Origin of the sequence: Chryseobacterium limigenitum, assembly GCF_900114875.1 — a bacterium.
Taxonomy (GTDB): Bacteria; Bacteroidota; Bacteroidia; order Flavobacteriales; family Weeksellaceae; genus Chryseobacterium; species Chryseobacterium limigenitum.
In genome coordinates this window covers 192,741-212,354 of the sequence record NZ_FPKW01000006.1, presented here as the reverse complement: position 1 = coordinate 212,354, position 19,614 = coordinate 192,741, and the positions used below count along the sequence as shown (strand labels likewise).

The window sequence follows — 19,614 nt, the reverse complement described above, 5'->3', positions numbered from 1 at the left end:
TTCAGGTAAAAATAATTTGAGGAGTTCGGCATCGTTTAACATTCCACAAAATTAGCAATATTTTTTTCCTCCCCAACTTTTGAGATTGATCCACATTTTTTAGACATTTCAAAATCCTGTAGTCCACAATTGATTATTTAAAGTAAATCTACCAATTATAAAATCATCCTGATAATCTTTAAACCCTTCTTCCTTTTTAAGATCATCAACTATCTCATTAACCTTATTTTCATCAAAAAATACTCCTATAATCCTTTCATCATCTAAAAAAGTATGAATGGTATAAGTATGACTTATTTGAAAAATATATTCCAAATTCAACTCTTTGATTGATTTGCTATCATTATTCACTACATCTTCTTCATCCAAATAATCTCGACCGATTTCTCCTATTACAGAGTTGAATCCATCTTTCCAATGAATTTTATTTAACTGACATTTTTTAATGACCAATCCATCTGGATATTCTGAAAATCCAGGCAGAGTTAAAGCTTTTTCTTTTGCTTTTTCCAACTTTTTCAAGTCATCAAAATATCCTAAAAATTTACAAGCCGTATGAGTGTCATCAGTATAAATGTGTTCAAGTCTGTATAGAAAATAATTCATAATATTAGTCTTATTTAAAGCAAAAAACCACCGTAAATATACAGTGGTTTCATATCTATTAAAAAAAATTACTTCAACTTATAAGAAGTTCCATCCCAAAGATAAGTTTTAGAAGATCGCTTTTTCTTTTCTCTGTCTTTATCATCCTTTTCCATTTCTTCCATTTTAAAGATGAAAGCGTTTGGAATGCCGCCTTTGTCGTTTGGAAAAATAAATTCTTCGGTGTGATAATAAACATCGGCATCGCCAACGTTCATGAGCTGAGGAAGAGCTATCACCTTTTTATCTTTAAATAAAATATACTGGTCGTAACTAGCAATTCCGCAAGCTTCGCCGGAAACCATCGCTTTTAAGGTTAATTCAACATTCTGAAGCTTATGGTTACTTTCAATAGTAAACGTTCCATAACTTAAGCTCTCACCAGATCCCGTATCAAAAGAAACTTCATCAATTAATGTATTTCCTTCAATGACTTTTACAGCAGCAATATTTTGCTGATTAATGATTTCCGGATATTGCTTGTCTTTTTTGTTAACTGTTTTCGTTAAGCCAAAAAGAAAATCATAGCCGTTTTTATTTCTGTAACCTACACAAAGATTTCCGCCCCAAATGTAACCTTCTGAGGTTTTATCGTCTTTTTGATAAGATACTTTGTACCAGTTTGATCTTCGCTCTCCAAGTTTTAAAATGGTTTCATCTTGTTTAATGATCAAAACCTGTTGATTGGTTTGCAAAGAATCCAGAATTTGAGCATCAACCTTTGGCGATTGTCTTACCCTAGCCCAATCTGTGAATATTTTTTGAGTTTTATTTTCTTCAAAATTAAAAATTCCATTGGCATAGGTAATTTCATCTTCCTGTGCAGAAAAAAATTGGATGATTAATAAAAATAAAACTGTAAATAAAGATTTCATATTACTATTTTGCAGTGTTTTATTTCTCAAGTAATAAACTTACCCATTCTTCTCTTTGAAGCTTCTTTTTTAATTCGAGTCCGTTTTCTTTGCAGACTTCTAAAATATCGTCAACGTCAAAGAAACACAATCCAGAAAGTAATAATTTTCCACCTTCATTCAACACAGAAACGTAAGTTGGAATGTCTGAAATCAAGATATTTCTGTTAATATTTGCTAAAATAATATCGTAATTTTCCTTTCCTAAATTTTCGGCAGTTCCTTGTTCGATATCTAATTCTACTCCGTTTCTTATTGAATTTTCTTTTGAATTTTCAACTGACCATTCATCGATATCGATTGCTTTTGTGTCACCCGCTCCCTGCTGTTTTGCATAAATTGCCAACACCGAAGTTCCGCACCCCATATCCAGTACTTTCTTTCCATTAAAATCAATATCCATCATCTGCTGGATCATTAAATGCGTTGTTGGGTGATGCCCCGTTCCGAAAGACATTTTTGGCTGAATGATAATTTCATGCATTCCCGGAACAGATTCGTGGAATTCTGCTCTGATCAATACTTTATCATCAATATTAATAGGTTCAAAATTCTTTTCCCATTCTTCGTTCCAATTGATATTCGGCATTTCCTTGAAAGTGTATTCAATTTTCACCTCCTCATTTTGGAAAAGCGGTAACGCTTTAAGCTCATCTTCCTTAAATAAATCTTTCTGAATATATCCTAAAATACCTTCCAACTCTTCCGTGAAACTGTCAAAACCTATCTCGATAAGCTCTGCCATTAATATATCACTCCAAGGCTGAAGCGGAGAAATTTTGAAATCGAATTCTAAATAATTTTGCATGTGAATAATTTGTTGCAAAAATAAAGAATTAACATCACAATTTTATTAGTTAGTATTAGAGATGTCATATTGAGCGAAGTCGAAATGTTTTTTTTAACGCAAAGAGCCGTCTAGTTGTCATTCTGACGAAGGAAGAATCTCTACAAAGTTTTAATTGTGTTATTAAGACCCTTTCAGAATGAAAAATAAAATAGCAAGCTAAGTGCTTTACTATTTTTTAATGAGATTGCTTCGTCGCTTCGCTCCACACAATGACGGATGCTTACATAAAAAAAGCAGGCTAAAGCCCGCTCCTATTGATATCTTTAAATTTTAAACAATTTATGGATTCGTTGAGAAAATAGAACCATTAGCAATTAACGCTCTTCTGTTCATTTTTAAAATATCTCTTACCCATTCTGCGAAATCTTCCGGTTGAAGAACTGTTTCAGGATTTCCGTCTGTTAGCCCGCCTTGGATAGACATATCAGAAGCAATTGTGCTTGGTGTTAATGTAATCACACGGATATTTTGTTTTCTCCATTCCGCCATCATGGATTGAGATAGAGAAACGACTGCTGCTTTGGAAGCCGCATATGCTGACATATTCGGGCCGCCTTTTAAACCTGCTGTTGATGCTACGTTAACGATATCTCCCTCTCCTTTTGCTTTCATGAAAGGATGAACTGCTTTTGCAGCATAATACACTCCGAAAAGATTGGTTTTAACAACCTGTTCCCAAGTTTCAGAAGGCATTTCTTCGATTGATCCGAAATCACCGATTCCTGCATTGTTGATTAAAATATCAATTCCACCCAATTGTTCTGCCAAAGCTTCTATTCCAGATTTTACATGAATTTCATTATCCATGCTGAAAACAGCATATGTGGCATTGACACCAAGATTTTTAATTTCTTCAACGGTCATTTTAAGGTTTTCTTCATTTCTACCTGTAATACCGATATTTACTCCCTCATTCGCCAACGCTAAAGCAACCGCTTTACCAAGACCTCTTCCTCCGCCCGTAACAATAGCGTTTTTTCCTTGTATATTCATTTTAATAGTATTTTATTCGTTTAAGCAAATTTACGAAAGTCATTTTTGATTGAAACACGAATGAACACAAATGTTTTCACTAATAACACAATTTTTTATCTTCAAAAGAGATGCTTCGACAAGCTCAGCATGACATTGCGAATACTAACCGCTTTATTTTAGCATAATATATTTAGTGAAATTTGTGAAAAACATTTGTGTTCATTTATGCTCAAAGAAGATTTTAAATAAAAACAAAACCGACTCCACATGAAGTCGGTTTCTTTGAAAGTATAGTAAAAAAATAAAAAACTAAGGAATAAGAACAGGGTTCTGAACTTCGAATTCTTCTGATGTTATGAACTGATTTCCGTACATATCCACCGCTTTTACCTCAACTTTATGTTTTCCTAATGATAATTTTTTAGGAAAAGCACCCGTCCAGATGTGTTTTGACATTTCAGGGTTTGAAGGTCTTCTTCCTGGTAAAAGATTTGGGGTAACATCCCATTTGAAAACTGACATTACAAAGTTTGGATCCAATGTTTCATCATACTCCATTGCTTCCCACTGATCCCCGTCGATTCTGTATTCTACCTTGTCTTTTTTGCTTCCCATGAAAAAATTAGCCAATATTTTTGCAGAAGTTCTTCCCGGAATTGCTTTCGGAACAAATAAACCGATCTGATAATCTTCCGGTTTTCCGGCTGTTTTGTATTTAACTTTATATTGATTATCATTAAAACTGATGAAAGAATATCCTTTTGCAGTACCGTCTCTCATCGTTGAAGTCGGCAATCCTGCATCGTCTGCCGTTCCGGACCACCAGTCACCACAAGTTGTTCCTGCGTTAAATTCGTGAAGATCTTTTGAACCGTTCCAGCCTGCTTGTTTTCCGTAGAAAATTTGTTGTTGAATGTGAGTGTGAGCCGATAAAATCAAAGCATTTTGAAAAGGTGCCAGATAATCAAATAATTTCTGACGGTCTGCATTTCTGAAATTATCTTCGTTTTTATGCTCCAACGGAATGTGGAAAGAAACGACAACCAATTTATTTTTGTCTACCAATTTTAAGTCATTTTCCACAAATTTTAACTGATCTTCACGGAAACCTCCCCAATATCCTTTTCCATCTCTCGGATCCGGATACAAAATATCATCCAAAATAATGAAGTGAACATTTCCATAGTTGAAAGAATAATTTGCAGGCCCAAAATTCGATTCAAATGTTTCATCTGAGAACAAATCTTCCTTTGCATCGTAGTTCATATCGTGGTTGCCCATTACGTTGTACCAAGGCAGACCAACTTCTTTCATGACATCTGCATAAGGTTTTTGCAAACTTAAATTATCTCCAACCAAATCACCCAAACTGATTCCCAATACTGCATTTTTCTTGGTATTTTTAACCTCATTTACGATGGATCTTTTGAAATAATCCAATTCCTTTTCTGTGTAAGGTTGCGGATCTCCGAAAACCAGAATGTCGAAGTTTTTGCTTTCATTTTGTTTATTTAATGCAAAATTTAATTCTTTTGGAAGTTCTCCGGTAGGCGCAGTTCCTTTGTATTTGAAATCTGCAGGCGAACCTTTAGGTTTGTATTGATAATAATATTGAGGAAGATTATTTCCGTTTACAGGAGTCATATATCCTGAAGGCTTAATCACAAAAACCGTCTGATTTTCCTGAATTGGCAAGCTGTATCTTCCGCTTTTATCTGTTAACACAACCTGTGTTCCGTTTGAAACAGCAACTCCTTCAATTCCTTTTTCCTTATTTTCTTTTTTCAGGTTTTTATTAGTGTCTTCAAATATATATCCTGAAACAGAAGTCTGAGAAAATGCCATTGCTGAAATTAGCAGGCAGGGCATTAAAAATTTTATATTCATTTTACTTTATTGATTTTTAATTCTGAAAACATAGTCTGGATTCCTCCTGAATGACAAACTTTGTGGTTAATTATTATGCTTAAGTTTGTGGTTAATTTTTATGTTTTAATTTAAATTTAGCTTTATTACTCACTTAAATATTTCAAATTATTACTGATTCCACCAGGTTTTAAGATTGATATTATCTCCTCCCATCTGCTGAACTGCAGTCTGATAATTGGCTGTATTCAAAACTTTAGGATTTGGAGGATACATCAATCTTTGAGGAAGATCTCCGTTATTTAAAAGTCCGCCATTGTTGGGAAGTATCGGGAAACCTGTTCTTCTTTTTTCAAACCATTGCTGCTGGTCTACAAAGAATAAAGCAATATATTTTTGAAGATATATTTTGCTTAAAGAACCGTCATACGCCACAACCGGATTGGTAAAATAATTGGCAGGCATCACAGCACCCCATTGTTCGATGGTTGCTTTTACGCCATTTTCATAGAAAGTCTGCGCGTTTCCGGGAATAATTCCTTTATTTGCTAATTCTGCCAAGGTGAACTGTAATTCCGCATACGGATAAATCAAGATATTTAACGGCGCTTTTGCTAAATTCTGGTTCATGTTGGAAGGCTGATAATTAAATACCGTTCCGTACGTATACCCTGACGGAGCCCCTTTATAGCCAATATTTACACTTGCCAAATCTTTTGCCTGACCAAAAAACAAAGCCATTCTCGGGTCATTATTTGCTTTTAAGGTTTCAACAAAAAAAGCGGAAGCAGCTCTTCCTGTCGTGAAATCCTGCGGTCTGGCAATCGGAGGAAGGAGCGGTGAAACTCCGGTAACATTTAATTTTGCAGTTTCAGCATTGCTCTGGAAAATCGGGAAAGTTGCAGGATTGCTGATGATCTCCTGAATTCTTTCATGAACATTCACTTCACCGTTTTTCTTTAAAATCCTTGTCAATAACCTCAATGAAAGCGAATTACAGAATTTTTTCCAGTTTACAATTCCATTTACGTCTGATTCTGCTTTATAGAAAAGGTCGGAGCCTGTCAGTAATTTTGTAGTAACAAAAAGTGAGTTTGCGACTTTTAAATCATTCAATAATTGAATATAAATATCCTTTTGCTTATCAAATTTCGGCTGAGAAATACCTCCATCCAAATTGGAAGCTTCCGAAAACGGAACATCACCGTAAGTATCCGTAAGATTTGAATAAACCCAAGCATTCAAAACCATTGCAATTGCCTGATAATTAACATCATTATCTCTTACTGCCGCTTTTTTCATATCCTGAATCTGCATCAGCCATTTGTAGCTGTTATTCCAAAAGCCGGCACCTGTGTTTTCCGTAACATAATAACGGCTCAGAGAGTTTCCTTCGTTCGGAAAATCAAGAGAAACCTGCATGATGTCGAATGTAAAATCGTTTGCTCTCATGTAGTTGATCGCAGACATATTGTACTGAATCGGAACTAATAATTTTGAAGCTACAGGCTCATTGATTCTGCTTTCGTCAACGTTAACCTCATCTAAATTCCTGTCACAAGAGACTGAAACCAGACCAATTCCTGTAATTAATAATATATTTAAAAGTAATTTTTTCATGATTTTAAATTTTAGAATTTAACATTAAGCTGAATACCTACCGTTCTGGCTGTCGGCAATTGTCCCATCTCAACACCCGGAGTGATCTGGTTATCGTTAAGCGTTGCAGCTTCCGGATCGAATAATGGGAACTTCGTCCACATCCAAAGGTTTCTTCCGAATAAGGCTAAAGTCAGATCTGTGATTTTAAGCTGCTCGGTTACACTTTTCGGGAAAGAATATGAAATTCTGGCATCTCTTAATTTAATGAAAGAGGTATCGAAAGTATTGGTTTCCACGTTGGCTCTTCTGTAATAATCTGCGTAATAAGCTGATACCAAAACTCCTTTTGTATTGGGAGAGAATGAACCGTCAGGATTTTGCACAACCCCTGCTCCAACAATCAAACCTCCAGGGTTATCTCTTCCGATCAAGGTATGTTCTAATTTCCCCTGTTCCGTCATTTTATGATGAGACTGTGAATACGCCATTCCTTTGTACTGACCATCAAATGAGAAGCTTACCGTAATATTTTTATATCTGAATTCATTCTGAAGACCAGCTCTCCATTCCGGATATGCATTTCCGATCTTCTTCATTTGGGTCGGCTTTGCTGTTAACCCATCCGTTGCATTGAAAACAACCTGTCCGTCAGGAGAATACATCAATCCGTAACCATACATATCACCCAATGAACCGCCTACAAATGCGTTATAGTACACTACTCCACCCACACTTGCCATTGTGTAAGGCTCACCGTGGAATTCTTCAGGAAGAGAAAGAATTTTGTTTCTGTTCATCGACCAGTTGGCGTTTACACTCCATGAAAAGTTTTTATTTTTGATCGGATAGGTATTTAAAGTCATTTCCAGTCCTCTGTTTCTAACCTCTCCGGCATTGATCACTCTATTGCTGTAACCCGTTTCCCACAATGTCGGAATTTTTACAATCTGATCTTTAGAATTGTTTTGATAAGCCGTTATGGAATAATTAATCCTGTTTTTAAGAAAACTGAAATCCATCCCTCCCTCCATGTTTGTAATCATGTTGGGCTTCAGATTAGGGTTCGGATATAATGCGGGTGACTCTACAGAACCTGAAAAATCACTGTTATTATAGTATTTTATCAACATGTAAGGATCTGTATCGTTGCCTACTTTAGACCAGGAAGCTCTTAATTTCCAATAATTAAATTTATCAGATGTTAACTTGAAAATATCTGAAAGAATGAAGGATGTAGAAACCGAAGGATAGAAATAAGAACGGTTCTCTTTCGGAAGTGTACTGCTCCAGTCATTTCTTGCGGTAAGATCTAGGAAAGCTTTATTTTTATATCCTAAAGTTGTCAAAGCATACGTACTGTTAACCTGCTTATCACTTGGTTTTGCAAATTTATTGATGTTTGATATTCCATTTGGCATTGTATAAAGCCCCGGTTTCAGAAGTCCTTCTGCCAGATAATCATTCATCGTATATTCTGTATAACGGATATTTCCTCCTGCTGATGCACTGAAATCGAAATCGTTGAATTTATTTTTATACGTAAATAAGACATCATTATTTAAATCCATCAACCTGATGTGCTGTTCTCTGTACATTCCCTGAAGGTAATTTGCAGAACTCCAGGGTCTTTTTTGGGTACGCAATTCGTTGGTTAATTCCATTCCGGATCTTACCAACACTTCAAAGTTTTTAGTAATTTTATAATTAAGGTTTACGTTTCCTGTGATGAAGTTTTTATCAACACCATTCAACATTTCGTAAGCAATCAAATATGGATTATCGATAAACGAACTGAACGGGTGAATCTGATCTACCTGATCTTTCCCTGATTTCCAGATCGGTGCGTACCAAGACAGATCAACATTCGGATTCTGGAAGATCATGAAATAAGAGATCGACTGGTTGCTGTAACCCGTTGCAGGTAAGTTGTCGCTTTTAGTTTTATTATAATTGAATTTAATCCCTATTTTTAATTTTTCACTTAATTTATGATCAACTGAAAAAGTTGCATTAAATCTGTCGAAACCAGTGTTAGGCATCATCCATTCATTCTTTAAATAGGTTAAAGATGACCTGAAAGATGTCGTTTCATTCGAAGATTCTAATGAAATATTGTTTGAAAACGTCGTTCCTGTCTTCCAGAAACCTTTGATATTGTCTTTGTAAGGCTGCCACAATTGTCTGGTTGCGCTTTGACCTTCCGTTGCCGGATCATATTGAAAAAAATACTGTCCCGCGAATTTCGGTCCGAAAGCACTACTTGTTCCACCGGTATTAACACCATCTGCCGAGGCCTGATAAGAATAAAAATAGTTTCCGTTGGCATCTTTCTGCATGGTTCCCTGCCCGTATTCATACTGATAATCCGGCCATTTCAACACGGTATCATAACTTGAATAAGAATTTAAAGAAACCTGTATTTTTCCATTCTTGCTTTTTCCGGATTTTGTGGTGATCATAATCGCCCCGCCTGCCCCTCTCGAGCCATACAAAGCGGATGCTGTAGAACCTTTTAAAACAGTAATTGATTCAATATCATCAGGGTTTACCGTATTGATACCGTTTCCGTAGTCGATGGGCAAATCTGCTTTGGCCCCTGCGCCATAAGCCGAAAAACCTGTTCCAGTTGTATTATTATTCATCGGAACACCGTCTATAACAATAAGAGCGTTATTCTCACTCGCATTCATGGAAATATCACCACGCAATTTGATGGTAGAACTTCCCAAAGGTCCGGCTCCTGCTGTCTGAATTTTCAGACCCGCTACTCTTCCTTCCAATGCCTGTGACCAGTTATTGTTCTGAGTCCTTAATAATTCTTCAGACTTAATGGTTTCGGCAACATATCCTAAAGACCTGTCTTGTCTTTTGATACCTAAAGCCGTTACCACAACCTCGTCAATGTTTTTAATAGTGTCTCTTTTAGCTTTCTCCTGAGCCGTCAGACTGACACTGACGAGCCCGAGCAGTGACAAAACCAACAACTTTTGTGTCTCTTTACGCATATCCTTTTTTGTTTGCGCAAAATTAAACCTACATTATGATTACGATCTTAACAAGACTTTAACATTTATTAAATAATTATTAAACAAAATATTAATTTATGATTAATAAAAATCATATTCGTTTGGTTAACAATATATTGAGTAATTAAGCATTTTTAATATGAATAGCATACTATATTCACTTATCTTTATTGTCCTTTTTTGATATAATACTTTTTTCCCTTTAATAAAAAGACTTTTGAGTATTTAATCTTTAAACGAGATTAGCCAAAAAAAACAAAAACCTGCCTAAAAAAGAGACAGGTTGATTGTTACTCAAGCCATTAAGAATAGTAAATTAAGCTTTATTTTTTAGAAAAATCTGCTTAACACTTAACCTTAATAAAGGATTACTTATTTTTTAATTGATCAGGAATATTTGTTGTAATAAAACCAATTCCCTGAGCTTTTAATTTGTCATAAACCGCAGCGTCATTTACCGTCCAAGAATTGGTGATTAAACCTAATGCTTTCGCTTCAGAGATCCAGGTTGGATTTTTATCGAAAATACTGTAATGGTAATCGATTCCGTCCAGTCCTTCTTTTTTGATTTGCTCGGGTGACAATTCTCCGTTCAGGTATTGAACTTTGAATGTAGGTGCCAATTTTTTGATCTCTTTACAAATATTTAAGCTGAAAGAAATAAATTCACTTTGAGATTCCAGCTTCATATCTTTAATCATTTTGATGGTTTTCGCTGTCAGCTCATCTTCTTTTTCCTTTGTTTTATCAGGCTTTATCTCAACAATCAGCTTCAACGATTTGTCTTTTTTCCCTTGTTTTAAATAATCTTTTAACGTAGGAAAATTTTCACCGTTTGATAATTTTTCTTTTTCTAAATCCTTAAAATTGGTTTCAGAAATTTCCATTTTTGCATGATGCTCATCATGATTGACCACCAAAATACCGTCTTTCGTCATTCTTACATCAAACTCAGACCCATAAATTTTTAAATTCTGGGCATTTTCTAATGATTTAATTGAATTTTCCGTTGTGGGAGGTTGTGTCTGCCAATAACCTCTGTGTGCGATAATCTGGGTTTGTGCCTTCATTGAAACTGTGCTTAAAACTGCTAACCCTAAGATAAAATTTTTCATAATATAATTAGATATTAATATTAAAAAGCCGTGAGACTTTTAGATAAAGGTAATAATTTTAAAAGTGAATGATCAATAGTCAATGGTGAATTAACTTCGTTGTCAATTTTTTAAAGTAAATCTTTTATAATTAACAATTGACTTGCAAAGCAAAATTCACCATTCACCATTATATATTTAGAAACTATACTTCGCTCCGATCTGGATTTGGTAAGGATTTCCTGATAAAGGTGCTAAACCACTGGTATTTCTATCATATTCAAACTGTTTTGTAACCGGATCAAACTTTTTAATTCTGTACAATGCTGTGTTTCCGTATGATTTGTTTACGCCCCATTCTTTGTTAAGTAAATTCGCCAGGTTAAAAATATCAACCGAAAGTTCGAATGCACCGATTTTATCAAATTTTATTTTTTTCGCTACACGAACGTCCCAAACTCCATAAAATCCGTTTTTACCGCCATTTCTTTCAGCAATATTGTTATTATAATCTGTAATATAATCTTTTAACGCTTTGCCAACTTCAGGATCAGCCAGCAACGACTGAGTAAGATTCGGGAAAATATACGCCAAATCATTAGTATCAACGAAATCTCCATTAATGTTACCTCCTGAAGTCAGAGAGAAACGAGTTCCTCCAATTCCTGAATATCTGATACCCACCGTAAATCCTGCAATCGTTGGTGAATTCCCATACAACACAACTTTATTACGGAACTGATTATCCGAATACGTCATCCTCAAATCTCTCGGATCACTCTGAACAAGCGTAGACAATGTCGCTGAATTCGCCACGTTTCCGTTGTAGGAAGTATTGTCTTTAATATCAGACCATGTGTAACTTGCGGTAATTTCTCCGTCTCTCCAATAACGGTAACTGGTATCAACCACGAATGAAAACTGGTTTACTTTACCGTCACTCACAAGTTCCAGAACTCTTCCGAATTTTTTGTTGATTGTCCCCTCTTTCCAGTCAACTTTTCCATTTGTAGGATCTATTGTACTTACCGGGACAAATACGCCTCTTCCGCCTTCATTATCCAACGTGAAAAAAGGATTTGCTCTCATGTTTCTGTCATAATAGAAATAATTGTTTCTTCCTAAAGCCATATAACCCGCAACTCCCGCTCTGAATCTTTCATTAAAGAAGTGAGTGTAAGAGATATTTGCTTTGTAAACAATTGGAATTTTAGCATCTTCTCCTGTATAATTGATGGTTGGAAGCTGATATTGAGCAAGTGTAGGAACTGTTCCGTAATCATTTCTATAATTTACAAAATCAGGAGTCAAGCCAATTTTTGAAGGGTTAACATCTACGGTTGCCAAATGTTTTCCATCAAAAACCAAGTTATTGATAACCATGTAATTATTAATATCGGAAGAGAAGATTCCGGCTCCGAATTTTAAGAAATCTTTATTTCCTTCATTGATATTCCAATCAAACTGAAATCTCGGCTGGATAATGAATGATTTGATCTGATTATCCGTTCTGATACCCATTTCATCAAATAATTTCTGGTTAAATTCAGCTTTAGGATAACCACCGTAATCTAATCTTAAACCAGCCATTAAATCCAGACCTTTTGCAATTTTAGTCTGAATTTGTCCGTAAACGCCTAAATTCCAGATACTAGATCTTACAGAAGTATCATCAACTAAAGGAACTTCTCTATAAAATCTGTTTGAAACAAGGTTATTAAAATTGGTTAACCCATCAAAATGGAATCTTCCGTTAACCTCACTTCCGTAGATTGATTTTGAACCTGTATACATTAAATCTGCTCCGAAAGTGTATTTAATTTTATCTGTATTGTAATATAAGTTATCCACAATCTGGAAAACATTATTTCTAAAACCCTCCTGCGCAAAACGATGTCCTCCGAACTGAATACTTGTTGTCGGCTTATTCTTGTCATCAATAACCGATTGCACGCGCTCTACGATTCCTCTTGGAACCGGATGCCCCAGCTGATCATTCTGATAACTGTCCTGAAATGTATATAAATATTGTGCTTTTAATTCGTTGGTTACATTAGGTTTTAAGTTTGATCTCAACGTTAATAACAAACTGTTGTCTAAGTTTTTATCATTCGCATAAGATTCAAAGAAATTGATTGCTGTGTTATCAGTTAATCCATTTTTGTTTAAATCGTAGGTAAAGTTATTCCTTAAGGTTAATAAGTTTTTATCATTAATCTGCCAGTCTAAACGCAAAAACCCTGCATCAGAATTTCTCACTTTATCGAAAGTTCCGAATTGTGGCGAATTTCCAATACCGTATTTCGCTCTTCCGATATCTAAAACCTGATTAAGCGTTTCATTCGTAACTCCAAATCTCAACGCATCTTCTTTAGATTGAACATCCGCGATCACCAAAGGTCTTGAATCCAACTGATGATCCCAAGCTGCAAAAAAGTGTAATTTGTTTTTAATAATTGGTCCTCCCAATGAAAATCCGAACTGAGAAGTTGAGAAATCATTTGTTCTTTTATTTCCTCTGATGTCATACGAACTTGAAAGCCAATTTGTTCTCAGATATTCCCAAGCACTTCCTGAAAATTTATTCGTTCCTGATTTTGTTACCGCGCTTACCGTACCACCACCGCTTCTTCCCAGCGTCACATCATATTGGTTGGTTGTAATTTTAAATTCACGAACCGCTTCAATCGAGATTGAAAAAGGCGCACCGCTTCGGCTTGTTGTAGCTCCCGCAGATGTTGGATTTTTCGCGATCATCCCGTCAATTGTAAAATTGGTAGAAGATCCTAACTGACCTGATAAATTACCACCTTTTCCACTTAATGGAGAAAGTTCCGTAAGGTTGGTAAAATTTCGTCCGTTCACTGGTAAGATCCCGATATTCTTAGCAGAAATGGCTGTTGCAGCACCTAAGTTTCCGATCTTGTTTTTTAAATTTCCGGTGATGACAACTTCTTCGATGCTTTTTTCTCTGTTTGCAAGGTCAACATTTACCGTTACCTGATCACCAAAATTCACCGTGTACCCTTCTTTTTTCTCATCATTTACAATCACCGTGTAAGGCCCGCCAAGAGGAATTTCTTTAAAAATATACTCTCCTTTTGAGTTCGTTTCTGTTTCTGTTCTGAAACCTGTGGACTCATTTACGATTGTTACTTTTACTTTCTCCTGACTGCTGTTTCCGGTATTGATGACTTTTCCAACGATGGAAGCCTGCGTGGTCTGTGCATATGCCAGCGTTCCAAAACTCAAGAACAATAATCCCAATACAATCTTTACTTTTTTCATATCTTCAAATTAGCTGTGCAAAGGTATCCTGACTTTATGAGCCGTCTGTTTACGGGAGTTTTAACATTTTTTAAACTTTAATACAACATTATGTTAAATTAGTTTTAACATGAAAATTATTCTATAGACAATCAATTCGTTGGAATATGTTACGCGATATTAATTTTCTCAAAATATTTAATTGTCTTATTTTTTAAAATGCAATTAGTTTAGTTATTTTTGCTTAAAAGATAGAATAGCAATGCCTGAAAACATTCAACAAAAGATAGAAAAGCTCCGTGAAGAGCTACATCAGCATAATTACAATTATTACATTCTTGATGAAGCCACCATCTCAGATTTTGAATTTGATAGCCAATTAAAAGAACTTCAGGATCTTGAAGCTCAGTATCCGGAATTTAATGATATCAACTCTCCTACTTTGCGTGTTGGGGGGGCTATAACTAAGAATTTCCCGACCATTCAGCATAAATTCAGGATGTATTCCCTTGACAACTCTTATGATTTTGATGATCTTGAAGACTGGGAAAAAAGAATCATTAAAACAATCGATGATCCTGTAGAATTTGTAGCAGAATTAAAATATGACGGAGCCTCAATTTCCATTCTGTACGAAAATGGAAAGTTGGTTCAGGCTGTAACACGTGGAGACGGTTTTCAGGGAGATGAAATTACAGCAAATGTTAGAACGATCTCGGATATTCCTTTGACTTTAAAAGGTGATTTTCCGAATCAGTTTTTCATGCGTGGAGAGATTTATTTAACAAGAAAAAATTTCGATAAGCTTAATAAACTGCGTGAGGAAGAAGGTTTAGACCCTTTTATGAATCCTCGAAATACAGCAAGCGGAAGTTTGAAAATGCAGGACAGCGCGGAAGTGAGAAAACGTTCTCTTTCTTCGGTTTTATATCAATATATTTCGGAAGAAGTTCCTGCAGAAACACATTGGGAACTGCTTCAAAAAGCTCAGGAATGGGGTTTCAAAACATCACAACAGGCAAAACTCTGTTCTACGATGGATGAAGTGAAAGAATTTATCAATTTCTGGGATGTTGAAAGACATAATTTACCTTTTGAAATTGACGGAATTGTTTTAAAAATCAACTCATTACAACAACAAAGACAACTTGGATATACCGCAAAATCTCCACGTTGGGCGATGGCGTATAAATTTAAAGCTGAAAAAGTAGAAACAGAGTTAAAAAGCGTTGCCTACCAAGTCGGAAGAACCGGCGCCATCACTCCTGTTGCCAATCTGAAACCTGTCTTATTAGCCGGAACAATTGTAAAAAGAGCGTCTTTACATAATGAAGATATTATTAAAAAACTCGATTTACACGAAAATGATTTCGTCTATGTAGAAAAAGGAGGTGAAATTATTCCTAAAATTGTTGGGGTAAACACGGATAAAAGAACTTCCGAAAGCAGAGAAATCGAATACATTAAAAATTGCCCTGAATGCGGAACGGAATTGGTGAAAATAATAGATCAGGCGATTCATTTCTGCCCTAATGAACTTCATTGTCCGCCACAGGTTGTGGGAAGAATGATTCATTATGTTTCGAGAAAAGCTTTAAATATCGATAATCTTGGAAGCGAAACCATAGAACAGCTTTACAGAGAAAAATTAGTGGAAAATCCTGCCGATTTTTATACTTTAACAAAAGAACAACTTCTTCCATTGGAAAGAATGGCGGAAAAATCTGCTCAAAATATTATCACCGGAATCGAAAATTCTAAAGTAATTCCTTTTGAAAAAGTATTGTATGGAATTGGTATAAAACACGTTGGAGAAACGGTTGCGAAAAAATTAGTCAAAAACTTCGCTACGATTGATGATTTAAAAGCAGCGACCGCAGAAGAACTTTGTCAGGTTGAAGATATCGGAACCAAAATCGCTGTAAGCATCGTTGATTTCTTCGCAAATTCTGAAAATATTCTGATGCTTGAACGCCTGAAATCTTACGGTGTTCAGCTTGAAAAAGGAGAAAATACAAATGAAGTTTTATCCAATGTTTTAGACGGAAAAACTTTTCTTTTTACCGGAAAATTATCTTTATTCACAAGAGAATCCGCAGAAGATATGGTAGAAAAACACGGTGGAAAAAATATTTCTGCAGTTTCTAAAAACCTTAATTTTCTTGTTGTCGGTGAAAAAGCCGGAAGCAAGCTGAAAAAAGCTCAGGACATCGGAACGATTGAGATTTTGGACGAACAGCAGTTTTTGGATCTGATCGAAAAACAATAAATTAATTCAACACAACAGCAAACCAAAAGACTGTCTTTATAGGCAGTCTTTTTATGCTTATAGATCAAGATTTTATTGTAATTTTAGTATAAGAAGTTTAAAGTTAAAAAAATGGAATTTTTACAGGATCATTCTATACAAAACGAGCTGTTATTGATATTTATTTCTGTTCTTTTGGGCATTTTCATAGGCGCAGAACGTGAATATCGAAACAAATCGGCAGGGCTGCGTACTTTTATTTTGGTATGTTTTGGATCTTGCCTGTTTACGATTCTTTCCATTAAAATAGGTGTTGAAAACCCCGATCGTTTAGCCGCCAATATCATTACCGGAATTGGTTTTCTGGGAGCCGGAGTTATTTTTAAAGGTGATAATAAAATCGACGGAATTACCACCGCAACAACCATCTGGGCAACCGCTTCAATCGGAATGGCCGTTGGTTCCGGATATGTTTATTTATCACTCATGGGAACCGTTTTGATATTATTAATTTTAAGTTCACTTACGTATCTTCAAAATTTTATTGATGACAATCACAAAATAAGAGAATACAAAATCGCCATTACAGCCTCTGATGAAATAAGACATTGCGAAGAATTATTCAGAAATAATAATTTGAAATTTTTAATGATAGGACAGCAATATACCGTAGGAAATCTGGCAACAACCTGGAGGCTCACAGGAAAAAACAAATATCATGAAACTTTAATTAAACAATTGATGAATGATCCCAAAATAATCGCGTATCAATTTTAAATCTAGATTAAAAATGTAAAACACAATTATCATTTATAATTAATATTGAATAACAAATTCAGCATCATTTTAATGATTTATCGATCATCAATAATTGACTATACATTTTATAGCTTTTAACTGATAATTCATAACCAAAATCTCCCATTTTCTTTGTAAATTAGGGCAAAATTTTGATTATGACAAAAAAGATACTTTTATCTGTATTTCTTTTGCCGGCTGCCATGGCTTTTGCACAGCAATACGGAGGAATGTGGATCCCAACAGAGCTCAATGAAAAGGAAATGAAAGATTTAGGAATGAAAATCTCTGCCAAAGACATCTTCAATCCTCAAAAAGCAAGCATAAAAGATGCTGTGGTACAGTTCAACGGAGGTTGTACTGCCGAGATCATTTCTCCAAAAGGATTGTTATTGACCAATCATCACTGCGGTTACGGTCAGATCCAGGCTCATTCAACCGTACAAAATGATCTTTTATCAAATGGTTTCTGGGCACAAAATATGAGTACAGAACTTCCAAATCCGGGAGTAATAGTAGACTTTATCGTAGATATCAAAGATGTTTCCAATCAGATTTTAGAAGGAACTGATAACCTTACAGAACCCGATCTTACCAAAAAGATTAATACCAATATTGAGGTTTATAAAAATTCTCAAAAAACAGAATCTTATCAATCTATTTCTGTAAAACCAATGTATTACGGAAATAAATACTACGCTTACACCATCGAAACGTATAAAGACATTCGTTTGGTAGGTGCACCGCCACAAAGCATCGGAAAATTCGGTTCTGATACCGATAACTGGGTTTGGCCAAGACATACGGGAGATTTCTCTATGTTCAGAATTTATGCGGACAAAAACAATAATCCTGCAGAATATTCAAAAGACAACGTTCCTTATACTCCGAAGCACTATCTTCCGGTTTCTATTAAGGATAAAAACGAAAATGATTTCACGTTCGTTTTCGGTTTTCCTGGAAAAACAACGGAATATCTTCCTGCAATCGCCGTAGAAAAGATCATGAAAGAGATCGATCCTGCAAAAATTGCCGTACGTGATGTTGCTTTGAAAACATTGGACGAAAAAATGCGTACCGATGATGCAACCCGTATCAAATATGCTTCAAAATTTGCTTCCGTAGCCAATTACTGGAAAAAATGGATCGGTGAAGTTGAAGGTTTGAAAAAATCTAATGCAGTTGAGAAAAAAGTAATGTATGAAGGTTCTTTGGTCGCTAAAAACCATGAGGTAAAGGCAACTTTAGACCAATTAAATAAATTATACAACGATCAGGCTCCTTTTGCTTTAAATAATGCATATTACACAGAAGTCATCAAAAATGCAGAAACATTAAAGCTTGCAAGTGACTATTATACTTACATTTCTTCTGTAGAATCTGGCAGAATGGATGAAAAAGAGTTGACTAAACTTAAAACAAAACTAACTGCATTCTACAAAGATTACAGCGCAGAATTAGATGCAAAAGTAACGGCAAAACTATTGGCTTTATATGCTAATAAAACGGCTCCACAATTCTTACCTTCTGGTTTTGACAAATATAAAAATGAGGCTCAGAACATTCCTGTCATTGAAGATATTTCGAAAAATTCAATTATTACGGGAAGAACTGCTGTGAATGGAGCAAATCTTAGCACAGATATTGAAAAAGCTTTCTCCAATCAGGATAAATTAATTAAAACAATTAAAAAAGACCCTGTTTATCAGCTTTATCTATCAATAAGAGATACGTATATGAAAACTGCTGATCCTCAATTTACGTCTCTTCAGACTAAAATTGATGCGTTACAAAAAACGTTCATGGCACAACAAATAGCAACGGATAAAGACAGAAAATTCTTCCCCGATGCCAATTCTACCCTTCGTGTAACCTACGGAAAAGTGAAAGGATCTACACCAAGAGATGCAGTTTCTTATGGCTTCCAGACGCATTTAGCGGGAGTTATTGAAAAATATGTTCCGGGAGATTATGAATTTGATGTTCCTAAAAAACTGATCGATCTTTACAACAAAAAAGACTTCGGAAACTATAAAGATAAAACAGGCGATGTTCCTGTAGGATTCACGGCAACGAACCATACGACAGGAGGAAACTCAGGAAGTCCGGTTTTGGATGCTAACGGAAACCTTGTTGGTCTAAACTTCGACAGACAGTGGGAAGGAACAATGAGTGACATCAATTATGATCCGCGTTTCAGCCGAAATATCATGGTTGACACTAAATATATTCTTTTCATTATTGATAAATATGCCGATTCTAAATGGCTTATCGATGAAATGAAAGTGATAAAGTAATTTTTTTAATGATAACTTTAAGAATCTATTTA

General features: G+C 35.3%; 12 protein-coding genes. 3 read left to right on the top strand and 9 right to left on the bottom strand.

The window, feature by feature from the left end:
* Positions 1–108 precede the first annotated feature (108 nt).
* The 9 genes from BT156_RS10195 to BT156_RS10155 all read right to left on the bottom strand — a co-directional run bounded on the left by BT156_RS10195 (position 109) and on the right by BT156_RS10155 (position 14,260).
* Positions 109–606 carry a hypothetical protein gene (locus tag BT156_RS10195; RefSeq protein ID WP_072409752.1) on the bottom strand — a complete coding sequence of 166 codons (498 nt, stop codon included), beginning with the start codon at positions 604–606 and terminating at the stop codon, positions 109–111.
* Between the two features lie 68 nt (positions 607–674).
* Entirely contained in the window at positions 675–1,520 is an 846-nt protein-coding gene (locus BT156_RS10190; protein ID WP_072409750.1) for an SH3 domain-containing protein, read from the bottom strand.
* 19 nt (positions 1,521–1,539) lie between these two features.
* The gene (gene prmA / locus BT156_RS10185) at positions 1,540–2,367 is read right to left on the bottom strand and encodes a 50S ribosomal protein L11 methyltransferase (RefSeq protein WP_072409748.1); all 828 of its coding nucleotides are present in this window, start codon (positions 2,365–2,367) and stop codon (positions 1,540–1,542) included.
* A gap of 321 nt (positions 2,368–2,688) precedes the next feature.
* Entirely contained in the window at positions 2,689–3,402 is a 714-nt protein-coding gene (locus BT156_RS10180; protein WP_072409746.1) for a 3-ketoacyl-ACP reductase, read from the bottom strand.
* A 291-nt stretch (positions 3,403–3,693) separates the two neighbouring features.
* Entirely contained in the window at positions 3,694–5,271 is a 1,578-nt protein-coding gene (locus tag BT156_RS10175) for a calcineurin-like phosphoesterase C-terminal domain-containing protein (protein ID WP_072409744.1), read from the bottom strand.
* A gap of 150 nt (positions 5,272–5,421) precedes the next feature.
* Positions 5,422–6,870 carry a SusD/RagB family nutrient-binding outer membrane lipoprotein gene (locus BT156_RS10170; protein ID WP_072409742.1) on the bottom strand — a complete coding sequence of 483 codons (1,449 nt, stop codon included), beginning with the start codon at positions 6,868–6,870 and terminating at the stop codon, positions 5,422–5,424.
* Between the two features lie 11 nt (positions 6,871–6,881).
* Positions 6,882–9,857, bottom strand: coding sequence for a SusC/RagA family TonB-linked outer membrane protein (locus BT156_RS10165; RefSeq protein WP_072409740.1), 2,976 nt, complete (start codon positions 9,855–9,857; stop codon positions 6,882–6,884).
* Positions 9,858–10,246: 389 nt separating this feature from the next.
* On the bottom strand, positions 10,247–10,993 hold the full coding sequence (locus tag BT156_RS10160; RefSeq protein ID WP_072409738.1) for a glycerophosphodiester phosphodiesterase family protein: 747 nt from the start codon (positions 10,991–10,993) through the stop codon (positions 10,247–10,249).
* Between the two features lie 177 nt (positions 10,994–11,170).
* On the bottom strand, positions 11,171–14,260 hold the full coding sequence (locus BT156_RS10155) for a TonB-dependent receptor (RefSeq protein WP_072409736.1): 3,090 nt from the start codon (positions 14,258–14,260) through the stop codon (positions 11,171–11,173).
* A 241-nt stretch (positions 14,261–14,501) separates the two neighbouring features.
* On the opposite strand from BT156_RS10155, the gene ligA reads away from it, so the two are divergent.
* The 3 genes from ligA (at position 14,502) to BT156_RS10140 (ending at position 19,582) form a co-directional block, all read left to right on the top strand.
* On the top strand, positions 14,502–16,508 hold the full coding sequence (gene ligA / locus BT156_RS10150) for an NAD-dependent DNA ligase LigA (protein WP_072409734.1): 2,007 nt from the start codon (positions 14,502–14,504) through the stop codon (positions 16,506–16,508).
* A 111-nt stretch (positions 16,509–16,619) separates the two neighbouring features.
* Entirely contained in the window at positions 16,620–17,264 is a 645-nt protein-coding gene (locus BT156_RS10145) for an MgtC/SapB family protein (RefSeq protein ID WP_072409733.1), read from the top strand.
* A 179-nt stretch (positions 17,265–17,443) separates the two neighbouring features.
* Positions 17,444–19,582, top strand: coding sequence for a S46 family peptidase (locus BT156_RS10140; protein WP_083582330.1), 2,139 nt, complete (start codon positions 17,444–17,446; stop codon positions 19,580–19,582).
* Positions 19,583–19,614 lie beyond the last annotated feature (32 nt).